This is a genomic window from Streptomyces sp. 7N604, from assembly GCF_052245475.1.
Lineage (GTDB): Bacteria > Actinomycetota > Actinomycetes > Streptomycetales > Streptomycetaceae > Streptomyces.
The window spans coordinates 154438-176932 of record NZ_JBQQBX010000006.1; the positions used below are offsets into that span (position 1 = coordinate 154438).

The window sequence follows — 22495 nt, forward strand, 5'->3', positions numbered from 1 at the left end:
CCTTTTGGTCACGTGCGGGACTGCTGGGTCAGCGCCCCAGAAGCAGACGCCACGGCGTCAACGCCGACTCCACCTGAACCCCCAGCGTCAGCTTCGATGCCCCGTTCATGCGCTCAGTGAAGGTGATCGGCACCTCCACGACCCGCAGGCCCCTCGACAGGGCCCGGTGATTCATCTCCACCTGAAACGAATAGCCGTTCGACCGTACGTCATCCAGCCCGACCGTGTGCAACGCTTTTTCCCTCCACGCCTTGAAGCCCGCGGTCGCATCCATCACCCCATGGCGCAGCAGCGTGTTGACGTACACGTTTGCCCACCTGGACAGGGCCCGCCTATGCCAGGGCCAAGCGGTGTCCAGCTTCCCTCCGGGCACGTAGCGGGAGCCGATAACAAAGTCCGCCTCTCCGCCCATGAGCGGGGCCAGCAACTGCGGGATGGACTCGACGGGATGCGATAGGTCCGCGTCCATCTGGACCACGATGTCGGCTCCGTCGGACAGAGCCTTACTCATCCCAGCAACATAGGCGCGACCGAGGCCGTCCTTCACGCTCCGATGAATCACCGCCACGCGCCAAGGGTGTTGGGATGCCAGCTTGTCCGCCACCTCGCCGGTCCCGTCGGGCGAGCAGTCGTCCACCACCACGAGACGCAATCCCTCAACACCCAGGTTGAACAGCCGCTCGGCGAGGACGGGAAGGTTCTCCTTCTCGTTGTACGTCGGCACCACCACAGTGATCGCTATGGCCTCTTCGCTGCTGATCATCGAGCCATCGTACGGAGCCACGCCAGGGACCAGGCGACGACTAGCGCCTCGTTTCGGCCATTCGCCTACCTCCCTCGTCGACCCCTGTTGCGTGTACCGACGTGATCACGCTTGGTGATCGCCTGAGGGTCGACGTAATCTCGCAATACGCACATAACGAATACAGTGCAAGCTGTGCCCGCACTCTCGCCTCGTCAGGAAGCCTCATGCATCGTCGGATATTTGACCGAAATGACGTCTTCACGGTGCCGCCAGATGGCCGACACCATCCGACGATCTTCGCCCAGCCCGCCGAAGCCGCGGTCCGCGCACAACTCGACACCGTCGCCGACATGCTCGGCAAGCAGTTCCCCAAGGTCGGCCAGATGCTCCACGAGGGCCAAAGACGAGCTGACCGCCTTCGCGACCTTCCCGTAGCGACATTGGAAGAAGATCCAGTCCACCAACCCCCCTGGAGCGGATCAACCGCGAGGTCAGGCGCCGGACCGACGTCGTCCAGGTCTTCCCCAACGATGAGGCGCTCCTGCGGCTGGTCACCGCCGTGCTCTTCGAGATGCACGACGAATGGATCGTCTTCCCCCGCCGCTACCTGCCCGAAGGCAGGTTGCCACTGCTCAGCGAAGACGACCGCGAGACGGCCGTGCAGCGCCTACAGGAGGCGTACGCCGATGAGCGCATCTCGCACGAGGAGATGGACGAACGTCTCGACCAGGTGCTCACCGCAAAGACGCACAGCGCTCGCGTCGGCTATGGCCTCGCTCCCGGAGGAGAATCCGGATACCACGTCAACAATCGCCGCCGCTGGCGGACGGATCCAGCGGCACGGCGTATGGCGGGTACCTCGGATCCTCAAGGTGGAGTCCGCATACGGAAGGGTGCACCTGGATCTGTCCCGGGCGGTCATCGAGCATCCGGTCGTCGAAATCGAGCTGCTACTCGGCACCGGCGGGGCCAAGATCAAGGTGCCTCACGACGCGACCGTTGACGTCGAGGGTCTGCTCACGGGGTGGAAGGACCTGCGCTACCAGACTCGGCGGCCTACGGTTGAAGATCCGCCACGCGCGGCGTTGAGGCTTCATTCGGCATCCGGATTACCCGTGCGGCACTTCGCCCCCGCTCGGCTGCTGGTGCCACGGCGGGTTGGTCAGGCTGCAGATACGAGGGGGCGTCCGCCCAGCGGATGCCCTCGTGCACGGCGTGTCCACCCGCAGCGTGGACGACCTGGTCAAAGCACTCGGTGCGGACAGCGGGGTCTCCAAGTCGGTGGTGTCGCGGATCTGCGGCGAGCTCGACCACGAGCTGGAAGCGTTCAAAGAGCGGCCGCTGGACCACACCGTCCTTCCCTACGTCTTCCTGGATGCCACCTACTGCAAGGCCCGCGTCAACCACCGGATCGCCTCCCAGGCCGTGGTCACCGCCACCATCTCCGCCACCGGCCACCGCGGTGGTCATCTCCGACAGCCACAGCGGGCTGGTGGCCGCGATCCGGACCGTCTTCCTCGACGCTGCCTGGCAAAGGTGCCGGGTGCACTGTGGAGCCGTGCGGAATTAACGTGGTGGATTCCCCTGTTGGGGAACGGAGGCCAAGAGGGCGCCGACAGTTCGGTATTTGCTCGGGGCTGGTTTGAGGTGGAATCCGTCTTCTTCCAGGAGCGGGCGCACGTCGAGAAGAGCGTTGCCGATGGTGCGGCGGCTCACCTGGAACAGCTCGGCCAGGACCTCGCCGGTGCAGACCAGGCGGTGGAAGAGCACGGCGGCCAGCACGCGCTCCGCGTCGCCGATCTTCTGAGGAAAGATGCCGCCGACCAGACCGAATCGGAACACCTGCAGGTGGAAGGCGCCCGGCTGGCACGCACGCCCGACCCCGTACCGCCCATCTACTTCGGCGGCTCCTCCCCCGCCGCCCTGCAGGTCGCCGCGTGGCACACGGACGTCTACCTCACCTGGGGCGAGCCGCCCGCCCAGGTCGCCAAGAAGATCTCCCGCGTGCGCGCCGCCGCCACCCGCGAAGGCCGCACCGTACGCTTCGGTATCCGGCTGCACACCATCACCCGCGACACCTCCGAGGCCGCTTGGGCCGAGGCGCGACGGCTGCTGGACGGCATCGACGAGCAGACCGTACGCACCGTCCAGTCCGGACTCTCGCGCAGCGCGTCCGAGCCAGCAGCGCATGCTCGCCCTGCACGGCGGCAGCCGCGACCGGCTGGAGATCCACCCGGGCCTCTGGGCAGGCATCGGACTGGTCCGCGGGCGCCGGCACCGCCCTGGTCGGCAGCCACCAGGAGGTGACCGACCGCATCCGCGAATATCACGCCCTCGGCATCGAGGAGTTCATCCTCTCCGGCTATCCGCACCTGGAGGAGGCGTACTGGTTCGGCGAAGGCGTACTGCCCCTGCTCGGTCAGGACGGGCTGTGGTCGCACCCGGCCGGTGAACCCGGCGTAGAGCACTCCGCACAGATACCCTTCGCCGCGCACGGAGGTTGATGGCGGCGGCACGCCCGTCGGCGGGATCCGGCCGGCCCCGGCACCGGCTCATCGGCGCTGCCACTCCTCGGCCAGGAGTTGGTAGGAGCGCACCCGGTCGGCGTGACCGTGGGTGTCGGCGCTCTGCCCACCGCTGCTGCCGAGGCGGGCATAGCCGAACCGCGCCGCGCACTGGGCGAGGTCGTTGCTACGGCGCAACGCCTCGGCGGCATGTTCCGGCGTGACTACATGGAACCGTCGGCTGCGTCCGCCTGGACGAAGTTGTTGATGGTCTAAGCCCAGTCGTTTTACGGCTCTCCCTTCGCACCGCTTCCGGCGGACAGACGCTGCCATGCCTAAGGCGGGGCCTGGCTGGTGGGGTGGTCGATGCGCGGGCCGCCGCTACGCGGACCTATCCCTACTTTTCCTATCGATTAACTAGGGAACTATTGACGGTGCCCAGCGAGGATGCGCAGGATGATGCACATGTCCCACACGCAGCAACGACTCGTTCGTCGTCGGCATGTCGACTTTGGTCACGTCGTCAGCGCCGCCTGCTGCCGCGTGTAAGGCACGCGGCTCATACGTTGCGCGTGCCGCTCCGCTCCTTCTTTCTCTCCTGATGCACCGCCCGGGGTGGGCTCCGGTGCCGTCGGTGTTCCTCCGCCGACCGCACAGCTTGTAGTCCTGCCCCTCCCAGGCGATCAGGCGAAACACCCACTGCGCCTGATGGCTCGACACACTTCTGAAGGACGACCGCCATGACCACGGCACTTCCGGCCCAGCCCACTCCATTGGGTTCGCCGCCGCCGCTCTCCGACGTACGCCATCTTCGCCTGGTGGGCAAGAGCACGCAGGGCGGCGCTGAGGAACACGCTTCCGCGCCGCTCCTCGGCTATCTCGTGCTCGTCCCCGAGGGCACCGATCCCGCCGAGCTCTTCACCAAGGACGGGGCACGGCCGGAGATCCGACCGGTCGCCTACACGGACTCAACTCCTGTGCGGCGGACGGGGAGGCGACGTCGTGCGCATCGATCACGCGCGCCATGTCGCAGAGGTGGACGGACGCGAACTCGACCTCACCTACCTGGAGTTCGAGCTGCTGGCCCATCTCGTTCTGCATCCCCACCATGTGCATTCCCGCGAGCAGTTGATGGCCGGCATCTGGGGCTACGACCACATCGGCGACGGCCGCACCGTAGATGTCCACATCGCGCGCCTGCGCCGCAAGCTCGGCACGGCTCACCGGCACCGGATCGTCACCGTACGGCGCGTGGGTTACAAGTACGTGCCCGACTGGCAAGAGAGCCCCAACGCCACTCCCTGCGGCCGACCTTGAGGAGACCACTGCCATGGGCGTTGCCCCTGCGCCGTCCCGCCCCACCGCGGAGTCCGACCGGACCGGGCCCGGCCGCGCCCACTGGCTGCGCGTGGCCCGCGAGACGGCGGACGACCTGGCCACGGACGCGGTGGCCAGGGACCAGGCAGGCAAGGCCCCATTCGACGAGGTATCCCGGCTGCGTGAGGCGGGCCTGCTGACGCTCCTGATACCGGCCGAGCTCGGGGGAGGCGGCGCGGACTGGCCCACGGCGTACGCCGTTGTCCGGGAGATCGCCGCAGCCGACGGCGCGATCGGTCAGCTGCTCGGCTGTCACTACTTCCTGTCCTGGAGCGCCCGGTACTTCACCGAGCCCGCTCTCGCCGCCCAGGTCGAGCGGCAGTCCGCGGCGGAGCAGTGGTGCTGGGGTGGTGGTTTCGCCCGTCAGGAACCGCCTCTGACGCTGGCCAGGACAGCCGATGGCCATGTGCTCGACGGTCGGCAGAGCTACGCCACCGGGGTCCTGGTCGCCGACCTCCTCGCCGTACGGGCGGTGCGGGCCGACACCGGCGAACCATTCGTAGTCGTTGTCGATCCCGCCCGTCACGGCGTGGGGATCGACGGCGACGCCGACACCTTCGGCCAGCGGCTCGCGGCCGGCGGGAGCGTGGAGTTCGACGCCGTACCGGTCGCTGCCGACGACGTACTCGGCTCCCTGTCCGCAGACGAGGACGTCCTGTCACCCCTGACTGCTCTGGCATCGCCGGTCGGGCGTCTCCTCTCCGTCCAACTCCGTCTCGGCATGGCTGAGGGAGTGCTCGCCGAAGCTCGTGAGTACAGCAGGGCGGGCCAATCACCCTGGCACCCCGCCTGTCCGGTCGGCTCTCCCCAGGACCTGCATGTGCTGACCGCCTACGGAGAACTCACCGTCCTCACCCGCTCCGCGTCCGCACTCACCGCTCAAGCACTGGAAGCTGCGCAAGGCGGGCTGGCACGCGGCGAAGACCTCACCTACGACGAGTACGCGGAGATCTCTGTCCTCGTGGCCATGGCCGAAGCCGCCGCCTCCAGGGCTGCGCAGGAGTCCACCGCCCGTGCCCTGGACATCATCGGCGCCCGCTCCGCGTCCTCGCGGCTGGGCTTCGACCGCTTCTGGCGCAACGCCCGAACTCACACCTTGTACGAGCCCGTCGCCCACCGGCTCCGCGATGTCGGGGACTACTTCCTCAACGGTGCACACCCTCCGTTCGTCCTGCCCGTCTGACCGTGCGCACCCGCAGCGCCGGATCAGTAACGGCGCATGCTCCACAATGAATTGGCCTCGGTATCCCCCCGACGACCGACTCGACATGAGCGGCATTCGCCACGCCACCTGCCATCCAGGAAATTGTGAACGCCGCGCTTCACGCACATGTCGGACGGTTGAGAATATGAGACGCACGTGCAGCGACATTGACTTAGCTGGATTTCGCTGCAACTCTCTTGAATGTGAGCAAGTCTGAGAACCTCGCCGCGCGCCTGCACGTCGATCTGCGACGTCAGGCCAGCGCCATCTGTGCCGTCGGCCGCTGGACCCGCTGACCGGCGCTGCTCTCTCCCGCTCTTCACAGTCGGCTGCTACGACTATGCCGCTGTTGCCGTAGATCACTGATTCCTCGCGGGCATTCCGGTCTCTTTCCCCTTTCGGTGTGTCCGCCTTGCCCACGCCCAACCGCCGAGCGCTCTGCGCACCCTCTTTCGGCAGGCGCCTCTTCACGCCAAAGAACCCCTCCAGGCGTCACTTCTCGCCATTTCACGAAGCACGTCCGCCGATTCCACGTCAGTCCCCACTCGTTTGAACAGGACCTTTCCATGGCCACAACGGCATCGACCCGACGCCAGTTCCTCTCTCTGCTCGGTCTTTCGGCGGTGGCCGTGAGCTGCGGCACCACCGCAACCGGAGCCAACTCCGGCAAGGGCCAGACCAAGACGCTCCGGTACCAGGGCTGGGCGGGCCAGGTCACCTTGCCCGAGTTGGCCGAGGATCTCGGCTATCTGGAGGACGTGAAGCTGAAGTGGGTCGGCAACACCATCAGCGGGCCGCAGGACATCCAGTCCGCGGCCACGGGTCAGATCGACTTCGGCGGGGCGTTCAACGGCGCAGTCGTGAAGCTCGCCTCGCGCCACGCACCTATCAAGGCCGTCATCGGCTATTACGGCGTCGACCGGCGTCAGTACAACGGCTTCTATGTGCTGAAGGACAGCCCGATCCGCTCGGCCCGTGACCTGATCGGCAAGGAGGTCGGGATGAACACCCTCGGGGCGCACTCCGAGGCGATGCTCGACATCTACCTGCAACGCCACGGCCTGTCGCAGGCGGACATCAAGAAGGTCGAGCCCCTGGTGGTGCCCCCGGTCAACACCGAGCAGACGCTGCGCCAGAAGAAGATCGATGTGGGCGTCCTGGGTGACATCTTGCGCGACAAGGCCCTCGAGACCGGCGGCATACGGCCGCTGTTCAGCGACTACCAGCTGCTCGGCGCCTTCACGGCCGGCACGTACGTGATGACGGAGCGCTTTCTGGAGCAGAGTCCCGACACCGCGCGCACGTTCGTCACGGGTGTCGCGCGCGCCATCGAGTGGGCCCGCGCCACCCCGCGCGAAGAGGTCATCGACCGGCAGATCGAGATCGTCAAGAAGCGCGGCCGCAATGAGGACACCGATCCGCTGAAGCACTGGAAGGCCTTCGGCGTCGCCGAGACCGCCGGGCGCATCACCGACAAGGAACTCCAGCTGTGGATCGACTGGCTGGGTGAGCGCGGTGACATCACGAAGAGCCAGATCAAGGCGCGGGACCTCTACACCAACGAGTTCAACGCGTATCGCCGAAAGGACACCTCGTCCGCGGCTCCGTCGGCCTCCTCGACTCACAGCGGGAGCTGATCTCCATGTCAGGAACTGCCACACCCAAGATCGAGTTCGAGCAGGTGCGCAAGACCTTTCCCGCCAAGAGGGGGCGGGCCCAGAGCCGCAGCTCGGCTCACGGGGACGGCGATTTCACCGCCCTGGACGGCATTGATCTGCGGATCGAGGCGGGGGAGTTCGTCGTCGTGGTCGGCCCCAGCGGATGCGGCAAGTCCACCCTCCTGGACCTGCTGGGCGGGCTCGCCCGGCCGACCGCCGGACGGATCCTCCTGGACGGGGAACCGGTGACCGGGCCCGGCCTGAACCGCGGCATCGTCTTCCAGCAGTACGCCCTGCTGCCCTGGCGCACCGCCCTGGGCAACGTCGAGTTCGGTCTTGAGGCGACCGGCGCGCCGCGGCGTGAGCGCGCCGCACGCGCCCGCGCGTACCTGGACCTGGTCGGGCTCTCCGGGTTCGAGAGCCGGCACCCGCACGAGCTCTCGGGCGGCATGCGCCAGCGCGTGGCGATCGCCCGCTCTCTCGCCTACGACCCCGACGTCCTGCTGATGGACGAGCCGTTCGCCGCGCTGGACGCCCAGACCAGGGAGTCGCTCCAGGACGAGCTGCAGCGCATCTGGCAGCGCACCGGGAAGACCGTCGTCTTCATCACCCACAGCATCGAGGAAGCCGTCTACCTGGGCCAACGGGTGGCCGTCATGACCTCCAGGCCCGGTCGCATCAAGCAGGTCGTGTCCATCGACTTCGACTCCCGTACGGCGACGGACGACCTGCGTTCCAGCCCCGAGTTCGTGCGGTACCGGCACGAGATCTGGACGCTGCTGCACGACGAGGTGACCAGGACCCAGCTGCTGGAGAAGGAGGAGGTCTCCGCATGAGCCTCGCAAGTGGTTCGAGCACGCGGCTCGACACCCAGAAGGTACTCTCCGTGCCGGCCACCGGCACGGCGTCCGCGCCCACCGAGGAGCCCGCGTCCACCGAGGGGCCCGCGGCCGTCCTGCCGATCGGGCTGAGCGAGCCGCGGCGCCGCCGCGCTTCCGGCCTGCCCCACTTCCTGCGCGCCGTACTGACCAGCATCACCAAGTCGGTGGCGATCCTTGCCCTGCTGCTCGCGTGGGAGCTGGCGCCCCGCTTCGACCTGGTGGACCGGACGTTCCTGCCGCCGTTCAGCGAGGTCGCCCAGGCCTTGTGGGGACTCGTGGCCAACGGTCAACTCGCCGACAACACGCAGGCGAGTCTGGTGCGTTCGTTCAGCGGTTTCGGTCTGGCCGTCGCCGTGTCCGTACCATTGGGCCTGCTCATCGGCTGGTACCGGCCCGTCGCCGATCTTCTCAGCCCGTTGCTGCAGGTCTTCCTCAACACCGCCGCCCTGGCCCTGCTGCCGGTGTTCGTGCTGCTCCTCGGCATCGGCGAGACATCGAAGATCTCCATCGTGGTGTACGCGTGCGCGTGGCCGATCCTCCTCAACACCATCAGCGCGGTACGCACCGTCGACCCCACCCTGCTGAGGCTGGCGAAGTCCATGGACCTGTCCGCCCCGCGGCTGTTCCAGAAGGTGATCCTGCCGGCCTCGGTGCCGACGATCTTCACCGGGATCCGGCTGGCCGGGGCGGTGTCCATCGTGGTCCTGGTCGCCGCCGAGATGATCGGTGCCAAGGCCGGTCTCGGCTATTTGATCAACGCATCCCAGTACAACTTCGCCATTCCGCAGATGTACGCCGGGATCGTCACGATCTCCGTCATCGGCGTGGCGTTCAACCAGCTGCTGGTGGCCGTGGAGAAGCGGCTCAGCTCGTGGCGCATCCCCACCACGAGCTGACGTCCGGTTCTGCCGGATGCCCTTTTCGAGGAATCCAGAGGAACGCCCCATGCCCGCAAACAGCCCTCGCCGCCTTCATCTCAACGCCTTCCTGATGAACGCCGGCCACCACGACGCCGCCTGGCGGCACCCCCGTACCCAGCCCGAACCGGTCACCGACCTGCGCTACTTCCAGCAGCTCGCGCGGACCGCCGAGCGCGGCCTAATCGACTCGGTCTTCCTCGCCGACGGCCTCGCCCTGTGGGGCAACGTCCGGCACAACGCCCTCGGCGGCTTCGAACCGCTCACCCTGCTCTCCGCCCTGGCAGCGGTCACCGAGCACGTCGGGCTGATCGCCACCGTCTCCACCACCTTCAACGAGCCCTTCCACACCGCCCGAAAGTTCGCCTCCCTGGACCACATCAGCGGTGGCCGGGCCGGCTGGAACATCGTCACCTCCGGCACCGTGAACGAGGCCCGAAACTTCGGGCAGGACGAGCACCTGGAGCACCGGCTGCGCTACGAGCGAGCGCGGGAGTTCGTCGAGGTCGCCACCAAGCTGTGGGACAGCTGGGAGGACGACGCGGTGCTGCTCGACCGGGAGCGCGGCGTCTACGCGGACACCGACAAGGTGCGGGAGATCAACCACCGCGGGGAGTACTTCCGGGTGCAGGGCCCCCTGAACGTTCAGCGCACCCCACAGGGATATCCGCTGCTGGTGCAGGCCGGTTCGTCGGAGGACGGCAAGGAGTTCGCCGCCCAGTACGCCGAGGCCGTCTTCACCGCCCAGCAGACCCTCGCCGACGGCCAAGCCTTCTACAAGGACCTCAAGTCCCGGCTGGCCCGTTACGGCCGCACCGAGGATCAGCTGCTGGTGCTCCCCGGCATCGCCCCCGTGATCGCCTCGACCGAGGCGGAGGCCCAGGCACTGGAACAGGAGCTCACCGAGCTGCAGGTCCCCGAGTACGGGCTCGCCCAGCTGTCCGGGATGCTCGGCACCGACCTGACCGGCCTGCCCCTTGACGGGCCGCTGCCGGAGCTGCCCGAGGAGCGGGACATCAACGGCAACAAGAGCCGCTTCACGCTCATCGCTGAGCTCGCCCGCCGCGACGGCCTCACCCTGCGCGAGCTCATCGCCCGCCTCGGCGGCGGACGCGGCCACCGCGTCTTCGCCGGCACCCCCGAGCAGATAGCCGACCAGCTCGAGGAATGGTTCACCCAAGGCGCCGCCGACGGCTTCAACATCATGCCGCCCCATCTGCCGGGCGGCCTGGAGGACTTCGTCGACCACGTCGTACCGATCCTGCAGCAACGCGGCCTGTTCCGCACCGAGTACACCGGCCGCACCCTGCGCGAACACTACGGCCTGGCCCGCCCCGCCAACCGGCTGGCCGCGGCGGCCGCAGCAGAGGGAGTGCCCGCATGACCGGACTCGACCTCACCACTGACGTCCTGGTGGTCGGCGGCGGCCCCGCGGCCACGTGGGCCGCGCTCAAAGCGGCCCAGGACGGAGCGGACGTCGTCCTTGCCGATAAGGGCTACTGCGGCACCAGCGGCGCCACCGCCTCGAGCGGTACCGGTGTGTGGTACGTCCCCCCGGAGCCCGCCACGCGCGAGGCGGCCATGGCGAGCAGGGAGGCACTGGGCGGTTATCTGGCCGACCGGCGGTGGATGACGCGGGTGCTGGACCAGACGTACGCCGGGGTGAACGAGCTGGCGGCGGCCGGACGCTACCCGTTTCCGACCGGCCCGGACGGAAGGCAGCTCAGGAACGGGCTGCAGGGACCGGAGTACATGCGCCGGATGCGGATCCGCGTCCAGCGGGCCGGGGCACGCATCCTCGACCACAGCCCGGTCACCGAACTGCTCACCGACCCCTCCGGCGCGGTCGCCGGGGCCAGGGGTCACCGGCGCCAGGCCGGGCAGCCGTACCAGGTGCGCGCCGGGGCGGTCGTCCTGGCCACCGGCGGCTGCGCGTTCCTCAGCGGCGCGCTGGGCTGCAACGTCAACACCGGCGACGGTGCGCTGTTCGCCGCCGAGGTGGGCGCGGAGCTGTCCGGGATGGAGTTCTCCAACGCGTACGGCATCGCGCCCGAGGCCACCTCCGTCACCAAGACCGCGTTCTACTCCTTCGCAACCTTCTACCGCGAGGACGGCACGGTCCTGAAGGGAGCAGCCAGCCAGGGCGGCCGGTCCGTGATCGCCAGGACGCTGCTCAGTGAGAAGGTGTACTGCCGCCTCGACCGGGCGGACGCGGCGGCCCGGCAGGCGATGCGGCTGGCCCAGCCGAACTTCTTCCTCACCTTCGACCGGCTCGGCATCGACCCCTTCACCCAGCGCTTCGCCGTCACACTCCTCGCCGAGGGCACCGTGCGCGGCACCGGCGGCATCCGCATCACCGGCGACGACTGCTCCACCACCGTCCCTGGGCTGTACGCGGCCGGGGACGCGGCGACCCGTGAGCTGATCTGCGGCGGCTTCACCGGCGGTGGCAGCCACACCGCGTGGGCCATCTCCTCCGGCACCTGGGCGGGCCGGGGCGCGGTCCGCCACGCCCGCTCGCTCGGCGTCGGCGCGGGTACGAGGCGCCTGGTGGCCGCGGGCGGAGCCGGGCTCCGGCCCACCGGGGCATCTGGTCCTGCCGACGGCTTCCGTGAGGTCGTCACCGCGGTCCAGGGCGAAGTGCTGCCGTACGAGAAGAACTATCTGCGCCACGGCGACCGGCTCACCGCCTCGCTGGAGGTGCTCGACAGCGTGTGGGAGGAGTCGCGCGCCTCCCTGCACGCCGCGGGCGGAGACGCCGTACGGGCCCCGCAGGCGGCGTCGATGGCAGCGCACGCCCGCTGGATGTACGCCGCGGCGCTGGCGCGCACCGAGACCCGCGGCATGGCCAAAAGGCTCGACTTCCCGTCGCAGGACCCCGGGCAACACCACCGCATCGTCACGGGTGGCCTGGACCGGGTGTGGACCCGTACCGAGCCCCTGACGACCGCGCCGACCGCACCGGCGGCACCGGCCGCACCACTGGAGGTGGCTTCGTGATCGAACTGGTCTCGACGGAACGCTGCATCACCTGCGACAAGTGCATCAAGGTCTGCCCGACCAACGTCTTCGACCGGGGCGAGGACGGCATTCCGGTGCTCGCCCGCCGTGACGACTGCCAGACCTGCTTCCAGTGCGAGGCGAACTGCCCGGCCGACGCGCTGTACGTCGCGCCCCTGACGATCAGCTCCTGAAAGGAACCCGCACATGACCACCGGCACCGGCTTCGACGTCCGCAGGATCGGCGGCCGTATCGGCGCCGAGATCCTCGGCGTGGATCTCTCCACCGACCTCGACCCCGCCGTCGTCACCGAGATCAACTCTGCGCTCTTGGAACACAAGGCGCTGGTCTTCCGCGACCAGCAGCTCGACGACGCGAGCCAGCTGCGCTTCGCCTCCCTCTTCGGCGAGCTCACCACCGCGCACCCCACCGTCCCCTCCGTCGACGGCCAGCCCCAGATCCTGCCCGTCGACGGCGACGAGGGCATCCGCGCCAACCACTGGCACACGGACGTCACCTTCGTCCGTACGCCCCCGAAGGCGTCCACGCTGAGCAGCATCGTGCTACCGCCCTACGGCGGCAACACCCTCATCGCCAACTCGGCCGCCGCCTACCGGGATCTGCCCGAGCCGTTGCGCGAGCTGGCCGACAAGCTGTGGGCCGTCCACACCAACGACTACGACTACGCCACCCCGAAGAGCGAGAAGGCGGCTGAGCACCGCAAGCGGTTCGTCTCCCGCACATACCGCACCGCCCACCCGGTCGTACGTATCCACCCCGAGACCGGGGAGCGCGGGCTGTTCATCGGCGGCTTCGCCCAGAGCATCGTCGGCCTCGGCCCCTCCGACTCCCGCGACCTGCTCCGCATCTTCCAGTCCTACGTCACCCGGCCCGAGAACATCGTGCGCGTGGCCTGGACGCCGGGCGACCTCGTCCTGTTCGACAACCGCATCACCCAGCACTACGCCCCCGACGACTACGGCGACCTGCCGCGCCTGCTGCACCGGGTGACCGTCGCGGGCGACGTCCCCGCCGGCATCGACGGCACCCTCAGCCATGTCGTCGAAGGCGACGACGCCTCCCACTACACGCCGGCCGCGGCCTGATGTCGCCGGCCGCCGGGCACAGACACCCGCCCGGCGGCCGACGGCCCACCCGCGACGGACGCCGACCGAAGCCGTACGGGATAATGCACACATGCGGATCTCAGCCAGGGCGGACTACGCGGTACGTGCCGCGCTGCAGCTCGCCGCGTCACGGGATGGAGGGCCACTGAAGGCCGAGGCCATCGCCGCCGCCCAGGACATCCCGCACAAATTTCTCGAAAGCATCCTGAACGACATGCGCCGGGGCGGTCTCGTCCTCAGCCAGCGCGGCGGTAACGGCGGCTACCGGCTGGCCAAGCCCGCCGAGTCCATCAGCATCGCGGACGTCATACGCGTCGTGGACGGCCCGCTGGTCTCGGTGCGCGGGGTCCGCCCGCCGGACCTGTCCTACACCGGCCCCGCTCAGTCGCTGCTTCCCCTGTGGATCGCACTGCGGTCCAACGTGCGCGAGATCCTCGAGGGTGTGACGCTCGCTGACGTCGCATCGGCCGAACTGCCCGCCGATGTATCCGTGTTGACCGACGCCCCGGGCGCCTGGGTAAACCCCTGACGCGCTGCGCCATTCACCACTGATCCCAAAAAGCGAGACGTGGCCATCCATTATCTGAACACCCTCTTGGGGTGGACGCCGCCGTCTGCCACGATCCCTATCAGCCAGGTAGGAGAACTAGGGATCTGTGGGGTGGCCATGAGAACGCTCAACCGCACAGACCGGTTGCTGCCCCTTCTGACCTCGCGTCGCCACATCGATTTCGGCCGCACATCCAGTTCCATCTGTCAGCCCGTCTGAGGCCGTCCACAGAACTCGGCTCCCTCAGAACAGCGCTGCCGCCCTGCCGCCCCGCCCCTGTCGGCGGATCGGCCCCCTCGGCTGACAGCGCCGCCCGCATATCCCCATGACCGCATGCCTTCGGGCACGGCATGGCCGTGACGGCGTGCGCAACATCTGCTCCGGCGACACCCTCCACGTTCCGCTTCTCAGCCCGCGACGGCATTTCTGCCGCCAACGGCCGGGGAGTGGATTGCTGGTGCGTGCCGACGGAATGTGAGCCTCGAATTTCCGTACCTCCCTGATCACCCAGTCCCCCTGAAAGGACACCTTCGTGTCTGCCGCAAGACCGCTCACCACCCTGCGCACCATCGCCGTCATAGCGGCGCTGCCCCTCCTGCTCACTGCCTGCGGCTACGGTTCCGAGTCCGCTGACGATGGCAAGCAGACCGAGGTCGCGGCGGACGGCAAGAAGCTGTCCGCCGACGAAGTGAAGATCGGCTACTTTCCGAACCTCACGCACGCCACCGCTCTGGTGGGCGTCCAGGAGGGCCTGCTCCAGAAGGAGCTCGGCGGCACCACGATCAAGCCGTCGACCTTCAACGCCGGCCCCTCCGAGATCGAGGCGCTGAACTCCGGGTCCATCGACATCGGCTGGATCGGCCCCTCCCCCGCCATCAACGGCTACACCAAGGCGGGCGGCGAGAACCTGCGCATCATCAGCGGTTCCGCCTCCGGCGGCGTGAAGCTCGTCGTCAACCCGGACAAGATCAAGTCCCTTGACGACGTCAAGGGCAAGAAGATCGCGACCCCGCAGCTCGGCAACACCCAGGACGTCGCGTTCCTCAACTGGATCGCGGAGAAGGGCTGGAAGGTCGACGCGGAGAGCGGCGAGGGCGATGTCTCCGTGGTCCGTACGGACAACAAGGTGACCCCGGACGCCTACAAGTCCGGTTCCGTCGACGGTGCCTGGGTGCCGGAACCGACCGCGTCCAAGCTGGTCGCCGAGGGCGGCAAGGTGCTCCTCGACGAGGGCGACCTGTGGCCGGACAAGAAGTTCGTGATCACGAACATCATCGTGTCGCAGACGTTCCTGAAGGAGCACCCGGACGTCGTCGAGGCCGTGCTGCGCGGCTCGGTGAAGACCAACGCGTGGATCAACGCCAACCCGGAAAAGGCCAAGGCGTCCGCGAACGCGGCCCTCAAGAAGGAATCCGGCAAGGCTCTGCCCGCCGAGGTCATCGACCCGGCCTGGAAGTCCATCACCTTCCTCGACGACCCGCTGGCCGCCACCCTCGACACCGAGGCGGAGCACGCGGTGAAGGCCGGCCTGCTGGAGGAGCCCAATCTGAAGGGCATCTACGACCTCGCACCGCTCAACAAGGTCCTCAAGGCCGAGGGCAAGGACGAGGTCGACGACGCCGGTCTCGGCGCCGAGTAACGACAACCGGACCGAAGAGTTCCCAGGAGGTGACGACCGTGGCCACCACGATGGCCAAGGCTGCCGAGGACGCCACGGCGGTGACGCACGCCGCCCGTATCGAGCATGTCTCGAAGTCCTTCCCCGCGCCGGGCACGCCCGGCGGACAGCAGCTCGTGCTGGACGACATCACCCTCTATATCGCACCGGGCGAGTTCGTCACCCTCCTTGGGGCCTCCGGCTGCGGCAAGTCCACCCTGCTCAACCTGGTCGCGGGACTGGACCTGCCGTCCGCCGGCTCGATCGGCACGGACGGCCGGCCCGCCCTGATGTTCCAGGAGCACGCGCTGTTCCCGTGGCTGACCGCGGGCAAGAACATCGAGCTCGCGCTGAAGCTGCGCGGGGTCGCGGGGCCGGAGCGTCGGCAGGAGGCGGAACGGCTGCTGGAACTCGTACGGCTGCAGGGCGCGCACCGCAAGCGGGTGCACGAACTGTCGGGCGGCATGCGGCAGCGCGTCGCACTGGCCCGTGCGCTGGCCCAGGACAGCCGGCTGCTGCTGATGGACGAGCCGTTCGCCGCGCTGGACGCGATCACCCGTGACGTACTGCACGACGAGCTGACCCGCATCTGGGGCGAGACGAACCTGTCGGTGCTGTTCGTGACGCACAACGTGCGGGAGGCGGTGCGGCTGGCGCAGCGGGTGGTGCTGCTGTCCTCGCGGCCGGGGCGGATCGCCCGGCAGTGGACGGTCGGCATCCCGCAGCCGCGCCGCATCGAGGACAGCGCGGTCGCCGAGTTGTCCGTCGAGATCACCGAAGAACTGCGTGGGGAGATCCGCCGCCATGGCCAGCACTGACACCGGCGTCGACATCAAGATGGACGGCTCCCCGGCAGCCGGGGAGCCGCAGGACCCGCATGATCTGGCGGGACTGGAGGCCGGGCTCGACGCGCTGGACTCGGTGCAGGTCGGCCGCACGCCGCTGCGCAAGACCCTGATACGCAAAGCGCTGCCGCCTATCACCGCCGCCGCACTGGTGCTGGTGGTCTGGCAGCTGCTGGTGTGGGCCGAGGCCGCCCCCGACTACAAGCTGCCCTCGCCGTCCGAGGTGTGGGGTGAGGTGCGCGATGCCTGGCTCCAGGGCGCACTGCTCGACTACATCTGGACCAGCGTCTCGCGCGGTCTGCTCGGCTTCCTGATGGCGCTCGCCATCGGTACACCGCTCGGCCTGCTGGTCGCCCGGGTGAGGTTCGTCCGGGCGGCCATCGGCCCCATCCTGTCCGGTCTGCAGTCGCTGCCGTCGGTGGCCTGGGTGCCGCCCGCCGTCCTCTGGCTGGGCCTGAACGACTCGATGATGTACGCCGTGATCCTGCTCGGCGCGGTCCCGTCCATCGCCAACGGCCTCGTCGCGGGCATCGACCAGATCCCGCCGCTGTTCCTGCGCGCCGGGCGGACACTGGGCGCGACCGGGCTGCGCGGGGCCTGGCACATCGTGATGCCGGGGGCGCTCCCCGGCTATCTGGCCGGGCTGAAGCAGGGCTGGGCGTTCTCCTGGCGGTCGCTGATGGCCGCCGAGATCATCGCCTCCTCGCCCGATCTGGGTGTCGGTCTTGGCCAGTTGCTGGAGAACGGGCGGAACAACGCCAGCATGTCGCAGGTGTTCCTGGCCATCTCCCTGATCCTGTTCGTCGGTATCGCCATCGATCTGCTGATCTTCAGCCCGCTGGAGCGGCGGGTGCTGCGCAGCCGGGGCCTGCTGGTCACCCGCTGAACGAACGGATCCCGATCGGCACGGGATGCCCACCCCATCCCGCCGCTCACCAGCGACCCGGCGCACGGCACCGGCCCCACAGAGGCATCGCCCACAGCGGAGCCGGTGCTGCTGAGTTTGCGGAGAGGCCCCCGCAGGTCCCACGGTGCGGTGACGGGCAGGCCCGCCGCGCGCCAGGCATGGAAGCCGCCGACCAGGTCGGTCGCGCGGTGCAGGCTCAGCTGGCGCAGCGATGCGGCGGCCAGGCTCGAGGCGTAGCCCTCGTTGCAGATCACCACGATTCGCAGATCGTGGCCCGTGGCTTGCGGGACACGCTCGGAGTCCTGCGGGTCCAGCCGCCACTCCAGTTCGTTGCGCTCGATCACGAGCGCGCCGGGGAATCAGCCCGTCGCGCTCGCACACTTCGGCGTACCGGATGCCGACCAGCAGTGCCCCGTCGGCAGCCGCCGCGTACGCCTCCTGCGGGCCGACGCAGTCGAGTCCGGCGCGGACCCGCGCCGGGTGCTCGTCGATGGACAGCCTCCCGCTCACCGCCAGTCCTCCCGCCTCTCGATCTGCTCGAGCCTGAGCACCGCACCGGTACGGCTGAAGCCGCGCAACAGTGGCAGCGGCGGGCCATGGCGAAAGAAGACAGCGTGCTCGGTAACGGACTCGTTCCGTACTTCGTGTACGTGGTGGTGGCCGAAGGCCCTGCCCTCGCCGGTCCGCAACCGCCGTTGGCGGTCGACGCCTTCGACCAGTTCCAGGGACTTCCATCCCTCGGTGGCAAGGCGTACCGCGAACGCGTCCTCCGTAAGTTCGCCTATCGCTGTGCTGAAGGCGCCGATCGACTCACCGTGGTCGTGCCAGCCGGTGCCGCTGCCAGGCGGCCAGCTGATGATCCAGGCCTCGCTGCGGTCACCCGCCGCATCGTGGTCACCCGGTGGTCCACGTTGTGGGCGGCAGGGTGGCGGATCTCGCCACCCTGCCGCTGAAACCGCAGGTCAGAGCAGTGTAGACGGGTCGTCAGGTGGCGCAATACTTCAGCAACACCATCAGAACCGCTCTCCCGGTACGTTCCCTCCCATGCCCGCCGAACCCGTCTCCGCCGCCCTCCCGGTCGCCGCCGCGCGCCGTCGGCGGCTGCGTGCGGACCAGGCCCGGCAGCTCGCCGACCTGCTGCGCCACCAGATCCTGGCGGGCGGCTTCCCCGGCGGGGTCCTTCCCCTGGAGGACGTCATTGCCTCCGACTACCGCGCCAGCCGCAACACCGTCCGGCAGGCCCTGGACCTGCTGCGCGGCGAGCAACTCATCGACCGGCAGCCCGGCGTCGGCACCGTGGTGGTCTGCGAGAAGTACCCGCACGGGCTGGACCGCCTCCAGGGCCTGGCCGAGATCCTGCACGAGCACGGCCGGGTCACCAACGAAGTCCGCACCGTCGGGGCGGTCACCGCCCCCGGCCCGGTGGCCCACCGGCTGGGCCTGCCCGAGCACACCGACGTGCTCTGTATCGAGCGGCTGCGCCGCCTGAACGGACTGCCGCTGTCCCTGGATCTGTCCTACCTGCCCATGGACGTGGGCGGTGAACTGCTCGGCTGCGACCTGGAGAACACGGACGTGTTCCGGCTTCTGGAGTCGCTGACCGGCGGCCCGCTGGGCCATGCCGAGATCACTCTGGAGGCCGTCAACGCCGACGCGCACTCCGCCGCGGTGCTCCAGGCCCCGCGCGGAGCCGCCGTACTGATGCTGGAACGACTGACCCGTCTGCCCGACGGGCGGCCGGTGGACCTGGAGTTCATCCGGTTCCGCGGCGACCGCATCACCATGAGCGGCCTGCTGCGCCGCTCCGTCTGAGCCCCTGAGCCTCCCCTTCCTTCCGTTCCTCCTGTTCTGCCTTCCGGGCCCTTGGAGACAGCCATGCCTCTTGTTCCACAGCGCGCCGACGTGCCCGTGACCATCGACGAGTCCAAGTGCATCGACGGCTGCACGCTCTGCGTCGACATGTGTCCGCTCGACTCGCTCGCCATCCGCGAGGACAACGGCAAGGCGTACATGCACGTGGATGAGTGCTGGTACTGCGGCCCGTGCGCGGCCCGCTGTCCCACCGGCGCGGTCACCGTCAACATGCCCTACCTGCTCCGGTGAAAGGCCGAACTCCATGACCCGCAAGAGAATCCCGCTCCTCCCGCTTCTCCCGCTCGCCCTGCTGATCCCGCTGGCCACCGCCTGCGGCGGCACGGCCGGCGCCGACGGCCACGCCGAGCCGAAGACAGTCACGGTGACCGTCGGCTACCAGTCGAAGACCATCAACACCGTCACCGCCGGCACCCTGCTGCGCTCCCTCGGCTACTTCGAGGAAGAGCTCGCGGCCCGCGGGAAGAAGGACGGCACCACCTACAAGGTCGAGTGGCAGGACTACGCGACCGGCGCCCCGATCACCGCCCAGATGACCGCCGGGAAGATCGACATCGGTTCGATGGGCGACTTCCCGCTGCTGATCAACGCCGCCCGCGGCAAGCAGCTCAAGCAGCCGACCCGGCTGGTCGCGGTCACCGGCTACAACCTGCGCGGCGGCCTGAACACCGTGGTCACCGCCCCCGGATCGCCCCTGCGGTCGCTGGCCGACCTCCGCGGCAAGAGGGTGTCCACCAGCGTCGGCTCGGCCGCCGACGGCACCCTGGTCCGGGCCCTCCAGCGGGCCGGCATCGACCCGGACAAGGGCATCCAGAAGCTCAACCAGCAGCCCAGCGTGGGCGCCTCGGCCCTGGCCGGGGGCAGCGCCGACGCGCTCTCCCAGTTCGTCGCCTGGCCCGGAAAGCTGGCTTTCGAAGGCCGGGCCAAGGCTCTGTACGACGGGGCCGAACTGAACCTGCCGACCTTCCACGGGGTCACGGTCCGGGAGAAGTTCGCCAAGGAACGGGCCGGGGTCCTCGACGACTTCCTCAGGGCGCAGCGGCGGGCCACCGACTACCTCCGCAACCAGCCGGTCGCCGCCGCCGAGTCGGTGGCCAAGGAGACCGGGCTGCCGACCGAAGTGGTCTACCTCTACAACGGCGCCAACGGCATCGCCACCTTCGACCCGGAGCTCCGCCAGGAGCTGATCGCCGCACTGAAGGAGGACGTGCCGGTGCTGAAGGCGGCCGGGCTGGTGGGCGACGTCGACGTGGACGCCTTCGTCGACCCGGCGCCGCTCAAGCGCGCCGTGCGGGCCCCCGCCTACCCGAAGGCGAGCGCCGCCAAGCCCGAACTGTGGCTGAAGAGCCAGACCACCCCCCGCACCTTCGACAGCCCCAAGGAGCTACTGAAGGCCGCCAAGGCCGCCAAGGCCGCCGACGTGCGGGCCGCGTACGTGCCGGACGCCCTGACCGGCACCCTGTGGTTCGCCGACAAGGCGGTGTGGGTCGCGGACGGCGCCGAGCTGCGCGCCTTCCTCACCCCGGCCAATGCGAAGCGATACGTCGACCGTCACTCCGGGGCCCGGATCATCCGCTACGCGGACGCCGTGGATCTGGCGTCATGAGTGTGGGCCGCTGGCTGCTCCGCGCAGCCTCGCTGGCCGCGGCCCTCGGGCTGTGGCAGCTGTTGACCTCCCTGGACGTCAACCTGTGGCTGCGGTTCGAGCAGTTCCCCACGGTCGGCGAGGTGGCCTCCGCCTTCGCCGACCGGCTCGGCACCGGCCCGTACTGGCAGGACCTGGGCCACAGCCTGCGCCGGATCGTGGTGGGCTTTCTGCTGGCCGCGGTACTGGGGGTGGCGGCCGGCACGGCCATCGCCCGGTCCCAGTGGGCCGCCGACCTGCTGGGCCCGCTGGTGGAGGTGGTCCGACCGGTGCCGGCCATCGCCCTGGTTCCAGTCGCCATCCTGCTGCTGCCCACCAACGAGCAGGGCATCGTGTTCATCACCTTCACCGCCGCCTTCTTCCCGGTGGTGGTGTCGACCCGGCACGCGGTCCGGGCGCTCACCCCGGTCTGGGAAGAGGCCGTGCTCACCATGGGCGGCGGCCGGTTGCGGGTGCTGTTCTCAGTGCTGCTTCCGGGCGCCCTGCCGGGCATCTTCGGCGGCCTGTCGGTGGGCATCGGCGTCTCGTGGATCTGCGTGATCTCCGCGGAGATGATCTCCGGCGAGTACGGGGTGGGCTACCGCACCTGGCAGGACTACACGATCGTCGACTACCCGGGAGTGTTCGTCGGCATGACCACCATCGGCGCCCTGGGATGGCTCACCGCGACCGCGGTGGAACTGCTGGGCCGTCGCGCCACCTCCTGGCTGCCCCGCCCGGCCGCGCGGGGAGCTTCCGGCGCATCGCGTCCGGTGTTCCGCACGGCCGACCGCACCCCCGCGGACACCGGCGCCGCCGCGCGCACTGCGGTCCGTACCGACGTTTCCCGGAAGGAGCCGGTCCCATGAGCACCGCTGTCCTGCCCGCCGCGCCCGCGCCACCCGGCGCCGAACTCGCCCTGCACGACGTACGGCTCGGCTACCCGGACGGCGCTACCGTCCTCGGCACCGTCGCGCTGCGGATCGCGCCAGGGGAACTGCTGGCCGTCGTCGGGCCCTCCGGCTGCGGAAAGTCCACCCTGCTGCGCACTCTCGCCGGGCTGCTGCCTCCGCTGAACGGGTGGGTCACCCAGGACGGTGAGCCGATCGGCCGGCCCGACGCCGACCGGGTGCTGGTCTTCCAGCACGACGCCCTGCTGCCCTGGCGGACCGTCCGCGCCAACGTGGAACTGCCGCTGGCGATCCACCGGGTCCCCCGGGCCGAGCGGCGGCGGTCCGCAGCCGACTGGCTGGAGCGGGTCGGCCTGGCCGAGCACGCCCACAAGCTGCCGCACCAGCTGTCCGGCGGGCAGCGACAGCGGGTCCAGCTCGCCCGCGCCCTGGCAGGCCTGCCCCGCGCCGTCCTGATGGACGAACCTTTCGGCGCGCTGGACGCGCACACCCGCGCCGAGATGCAGGACCTGCTGGTGGGCATCCTGCGAGGCACCGGAGCGACCGTCGTCTTCGTCACCCACGACGTGGACGAGGCCCTCTACCTCGGCGACCGGGTCGCCCTGCTGGGCTCCGGGCAGGTGCTGGACGTACCGCACCCGCGTGAGCGCGGTGCGCAGCACGCCCCCGGAACCGCCGCACTGCGCCGCCGCATCCTCGAATCCCTCTGAAAGGC

The 22495-nt window shown here is 69.3% G+C and carries 20 protein-coding genes and 8 pseudogenes; 23 read left to right on the top strand and 5 right to left on the bottom strand.

Features of this window, described 5'->3' with window-relative positions; all coding sequences use genetic code 11:
* Positions 1-28: 28 nt before the first annotated feature.
* Positions 29-763 carry a polyprenol monophosphomannose synthase gene (locus tag ACTWP8_RS08740; RefSeq protein ID WP_443321574.1) on the bottom strand — a complete coding sequence of 245 codons (735 nt, stop codon included), beginning with the start codon at positions 761-763 and terminating at the stop codon, positions 29-31.
* A gap of 272 nt (positions 764-1035) precedes the next feature.
* Between ACTWP8_RS08740 and ACTWP8_RS08745 the strand changes: the two are divergent.
* The 3 pseudogenes from ACTWP8_RS08745 to ACTWP8_RS08755 all read left to right on the top strand — a co-directional run.
* Positions 1036-1388, top strand: a pseudogene (locus ACTWP8_RS08745) (transposase); the annotation flags it as partial.
* A 15-nt stretch (positions 1389-1403) separates the two neighbouring features.
* Positions 1404-1869: pseudogene (locus tag ACTWP8_RS08750) on the top strand (DUF1707 SHOCT-like domain-containing protein); the annotation flags it as partial.
* 73 nt (positions 1870-1942) lie between these two features.
* Positions 1943-2294: pseudogene (locus ACTWP8_RS08755) on the top strand (transposase); the annotation flags it as partial.
* Positions 2295-2311: 17 nt separating this feature from the next.
* Here the strand turns inward: ACTWP8_RS08755 and ACTWP8_RS08760 are convergent.
* Positions 2312-2566: pseudogene (locus ACTWP8_RS08760) on the bottom strand (ISAzo13 family transposase); the annotation flags it as partial.
* Positions 2567-2578: 12 nt separating this feature from the next.
* Between ACTWP8_RS08760 and ACTWP8_RS08765 the strand changes: the two are divergent.
* A pseudogene (locus ACTWP8_RS08765) lies at positions 2579-3249 on the top strand (LLM class flavin-dependent oxidoreductase); the annotation flags it as partial.
* A gap of 48 nt (positions 3250-3297) precedes the next feature.
* On the opposite strand, the gene ACTWP8_RS08770 reads toward ACTWP8_RS08765, so the two are convergent.
* Positions 3298-3447, bottom strand: coding sequence for a hypothetical protein (locus ACTWP8_RS08770; protein WP_443321575.1), 150 nt, complete (start codon positions 3445-3447; stop codon positions 3298-3300).
* Positions 3448-3989: 542 nt separating this feature from the next.
* Between ACTWP8_RS08770 and ACTWP8_RS08775 the strand changes: the two are divergent.
* The 14 genes and pseudogenes from ACTWP8_RS08775 to ACTWP8_RS08840 all read left to right on the top strand — a co-directional run bounded on the left by ACTWP8_RS08775 (position 3990) and on the right by ACTWP8_RS08840 (position 17352).
* A pseudogene (locus ACTWP8_RS08775) lies at positions 3990-4566 on the top strand (winged helix-turn-helix domain-containing protein).
* Between the two features lie 13 nt (positions 4567-4579).
* On the top strand, positions 4580-5809 hold the full coding sequence (locus ACTWP8_RS08780; RefSeq protein ID WP_443321576.1) for an acyl-CoA dehydrogenase family protein: 1230 nt from the start codon (positions 4580-4582) through the stop codon (positions 5807-5809).
* A 224-nt stretch (positions 5810-6033) separates the two neighbouring features.
* Positions 6034-6126 (top strand): putative leader peptide, encoded by a 93-nt coding sequence (locus tag ACTWP8_RS08785; protein ID WP_443321577.1) that lies wholly within the window; start codon positions 6034-6036, stop codon positions 6124-6126.
* A 270-nt stretch (positions 6127-6396) separates the two neighbouring features.
* Complete coding sequence (locus ACTWP8_RS08790) at positions 6397-7467, top strand: ABC transporter substrate-binding protein (protein ID WP_443321578.1); 1071 nt, start codon at positions 6397-6399, stop codon at positions 7465-7467.
* Positions 7468-7472: 5 nt separating this feature from the next.
* Complete coding sequence (locus ACTWP8_RS08795; protein ID WP_443321579.1) at positions 7473-8324, top strand: ABC transporter ATP-binding protein; 852 nt, start codon at positions 7473-7475, stop codon at positions 8322-8324.
* Complete coding sequence (locus ACTWP8_RS08800) at positions 8321-9265, top strand: ABC transporter permease (RefSeq protein ID WP_443321580.1); 945 nt, start codon at positions 8321-8323, stop codon at positions 9263-9265. The genes ACTWP8_RS08795 and ACTWP8_RS08800 overlap by 4 nt, the downstream gene beginning before the upstream one ends.
* A gap of 49 nt (positions 9266-9314) precedes the next feature.
* On the top strand, positions 9315-10670 hold the full coding sequence (locus tag ACTWP8_RS08805) for an LLM class flavin-dependent oxidoreductase (protein WP_443321581.1): 1356 nt from the start codon (positions 9315-9317) through the stop codon (positions 10668-10670).
* Entirely contained in the window at positions 10667-12286 is a 1620-nt protein-coding gene (locus tag ACTWP8_RS08810; protein ID WP_443321582.1) for an FAD-binding protein, read from the top strand. Before ACTWP8_RS08805 ends, ACTWP8_RS08810 begins: the two co-directional genes overlap by 4 nt.
* Positions 12283-12480, top strand: a complete 198-nt coding sequence (locus ACTWP8_RS08815) for a 4Fe-4S dicluster domain-containing protein (RefSeq protein WP_443321583.1) — start codon at positions 12283-12285, stop codon at positions 12478-12480. Before ACTWP8_RS08810 ends, ACTWP8_RS08815 begins: the two co-directional genes overlap by 4 nt.
* Before the next feature lie 13 nt (positions 12481-12493).
* A complete protein-coding gene (locus ACTWP8_RS08820) occupies positions 12494-13393 on the top strand; it encodes a TauD/TfdA dioxygenase family protein (protein WP_443321584.1) in 900 nt (299 codons plus the stop codon).
* A gap of 91 nt (positions 13394-13484) precedes the next feature.
* Positions 13485-13943 (top strand): RrF2 family transcriptional regulator, encoded by a 459-nt coding sequence (locus ACTWP8_RS08825; protein WP_443321585.1) that lies wholly within the window; start codon positions 13485-13487, stop codon positions 13941-13943.
* Between the two features lie 553 nt (positions 13944-14496).
* Positions 14497-15603: an ABC transporter substrate-binding protein gene (locus tag ACTWP8_RS08830; protein ID WP_443321586.1), complete on the top strand. Its 1107-nt coding sequence runs from the start codon at positions 14497-14499 to the stop codon at positions 15601-15603.
* Positions 15604-15641: 38 nt separating this feature from the next.
* On the top strand, positions 15642-16439 hold the full coding sequence (locus ACTWP8_RS08835) for an ABC transporter ATP-binding protein (RefSeq protein ID WP_443321587.1): 798 nt from the start codon (positions 15642-15644) through the stop codon (positions 16437-16439).
* Positions 16426-17352: an ABC transporter permease gene (locus ACTWP8_RS08840; protein ID WP_443321588.1), complete on the top strand. Its 927-nt coding sequence runs from the start codon at positions 16426-16428 to the stop codon at positions 17350-17352. The genes ACTWP8_RS08835 and ACTWP8_RS08840 overlap by 14 nt, the downstream gene beginning before the upstream one ends.
* Positions 17353-17498: 146 nt before the next feature.
* Here ACTWP8_RS08840 and ACTWP8_RS08845 read toward each other — a convergent pair.
* Positions 17499-17883 (bottom strand): annotated as a pseudogene (locus tag ACTWP8_RS08845) (rhodanese-like domain-containing protein); the annotation flags it as partial.
* Positions 17880-18245: pseudogene (locus ACTWP8_RS08850) on the bottom strand (cysteine dioxygenase); the annotation flags it as partial. The pseudogenes ACTWP8_RS08850 and ACTWP8_RS08845, both read right to left, overlap by 4 nt.
* A gap of 172 nt (positions 18246-18417) precedes the next feature.
* On the opposite strand from ACTWP8_RS08850, the gene ACTWP8_RS08855 reads away from it, so the two are divergent.
* The 5 genes from ACTWP8_RS08855 (at position 18418) to ACTWP8_RS08875 (ending at position 22490) form a co-directional block, all read left to right on the top strand.
* Positions 18418-19185: a GntR family transcriptional regulator gene (locus ACTWP8_RS08855; protein ID WP_443321589.1), complete on the top strand. Its 768-nt coding sequence runs from the start codon at positions 18418-18420 to the stop codon at positions 19183-19185.
* A 63-nt stretch (positions 19186-19248) separates the two neighbouring features.
* On the top strand, positions 19249-19476 hold the full coding sequence (locus ACTWP8_RS08860) for a 4Fe-4S dicluster domain-containing protein (RefSeq protein ID WP_125741086.1): 228 nt from the start codon (positions 19249-19251) through the stop codon (positions 19474-19476).
* A 13-nt stretch (positions 19477-19489) separates the two neighbouring features.
* Positions 19490-20851, top strand: a complete 1362-nt coding sequence (locus tag ACTWP8_RS08865; protein ID WP_443321590.1) for an ABC transporter substrate-binding protein — start codon at positions 19490-19492, stop codon at positions 20849-20851.
* Positions 20848-21738 carry an ABC transporter permease gene (locus tag ACTWP8_RS08870; protein WP_443321591.1) on the top strand — a complete coding sequence of 297 codons (891 nt, stop codon included), beginning with the start codon at positions 20848-20850 and terminating at the stop codon, positions 21736-21738. Before ACTWP8_RS08865 ends, ACTWP8_RS08870 begins: the two co-directional genes overlap by 4 nt.
* Positions 21735-22490 carry an ABC transporter ATP-binding protein gene (locus tag ACTWP8_RS08875; RefSeq protein WP_443321592.1) on the top strand — a complete coding sequence of 252 codons (756 nt, stop codon included), beginning with the start codon at positions 21735-21737 and terminating at the stop codon, positions 22488-22490. Before ACTWP8_RS08870 ends, ACTWP8_RS08875 begins: the two co-directional genes overlap by 4 nt.
* Positions 22491-22495 lie beyond the last annotated feature (5 nt).

Bases quoted from the DNA above. Each gene is read 5' to 3' on its own strand.
- ACTWP8_RS08860 (WP_125741086.1), top strand. From the start codon at position 19,249: ATGCCTCTTGTTCCACAGCGCGCCGACGTGCCCGTGACCATCGACGAG.
- ACTWP8_RS08875 (WP_443321592.1), top strand. From the start codon at position 21,735: ATGAGCACCGCTGTCCTGCCCGCCGCGCCCGCGCCACCCGGCGCCGAA.
- ACTWP8_RS08805 (WP_443321581.1), top strand. From the start codon at position 9,315: ATGCCCGCAAACAGCCCTCGCCGCCTTCATCTCAACGCCTTCCTGATG.
- ACTWP8_RS08865 (WP_443321590.1), top strand. From the start codon at position 19,490: ATGACCCGCAAGAGAATCCCGCTCCTCCCGCTTCTCCCGCTCGCCCTG.
- ACTWP8_RS08810 (WP_443321582.1), top strand. From the start codon at position 10,667: ATGACCGGACTCGACCTCACCACTGACGTCCTGGTGGTCGGCGGCGGC.
- ACTWP8_RS08800 (WP_443321580.1), top strand. From the start codon at position 8,321: ATGAGCCTCGCAAGTGGTTCGAGCACGCGGCTCGACACCCAGAAGGTA.
- ACTWP8_RS08870 (WP_443321591.1), top strand. From the start codon at position 20,848: ATGAGTGTGGGCCGCTGGCTGCTCCGCGCAGCCTCGCTGGCCGCGGCC.
- ACTWP8_RS08820 (WP_443321584.1), top strand. From the start codon at position 12,494: ATGACCACCGGCACCGGCTTCGACGTCCGCAGGATCGGCGGCCGTATC.
- ACTWP8_RS08840 (WP_443321588.1), top strand. From the start codon at position 16,426: ATGGCCAGCACTGACACCGGCGTCGACATCAAGATGGACGGCTCCCCG.
- ACTWP8_RS08790 (WP_443321578.1), top strand. From the start codon at position 6,397: ATGGCCACAACGGCATCGACCCGACGCCAGTTCCTCTCTCTGCTCGGT.
- ACTWP8_RS08780 (WP_443321576.1), top strand. From the start codon at position 4,580: ATGGGCGTTGCCCCTGCGCCGTCCCGCCCCACCGCGGAGTCCGACCGG.
- ACTWP8_RS08855 (WP_443321589.1), top strand. From the start codon at position 18,418: ATGCCCGCCGAACCCGTCTCCGCCGCCCTCCCGGTCGCCGCCGCGCGC.
- ACTWP8_RS08825 (WP_443321585.1), top strand. From the start codon at position 13,485: ATGCGGATCTCAGCCAGGGCGGACTACGCGGTACGTGCCGCGCTGCAG.
- ACTWP8_RS08795 (WP_443321579.1), top strand. From the start codon at position 7,473: ATGTCAGGAACTGCCACACCCAAGATCGAGTTCGAGCAGGTGCGCAAG.
- ACTWP8_RS08740 (WP_443321574.1), bottom strand. From the start codon at position 763: ATGATCAGCAGCGAAGAGGCCATAGCGATCACTGTGGTGGTGCCGACG.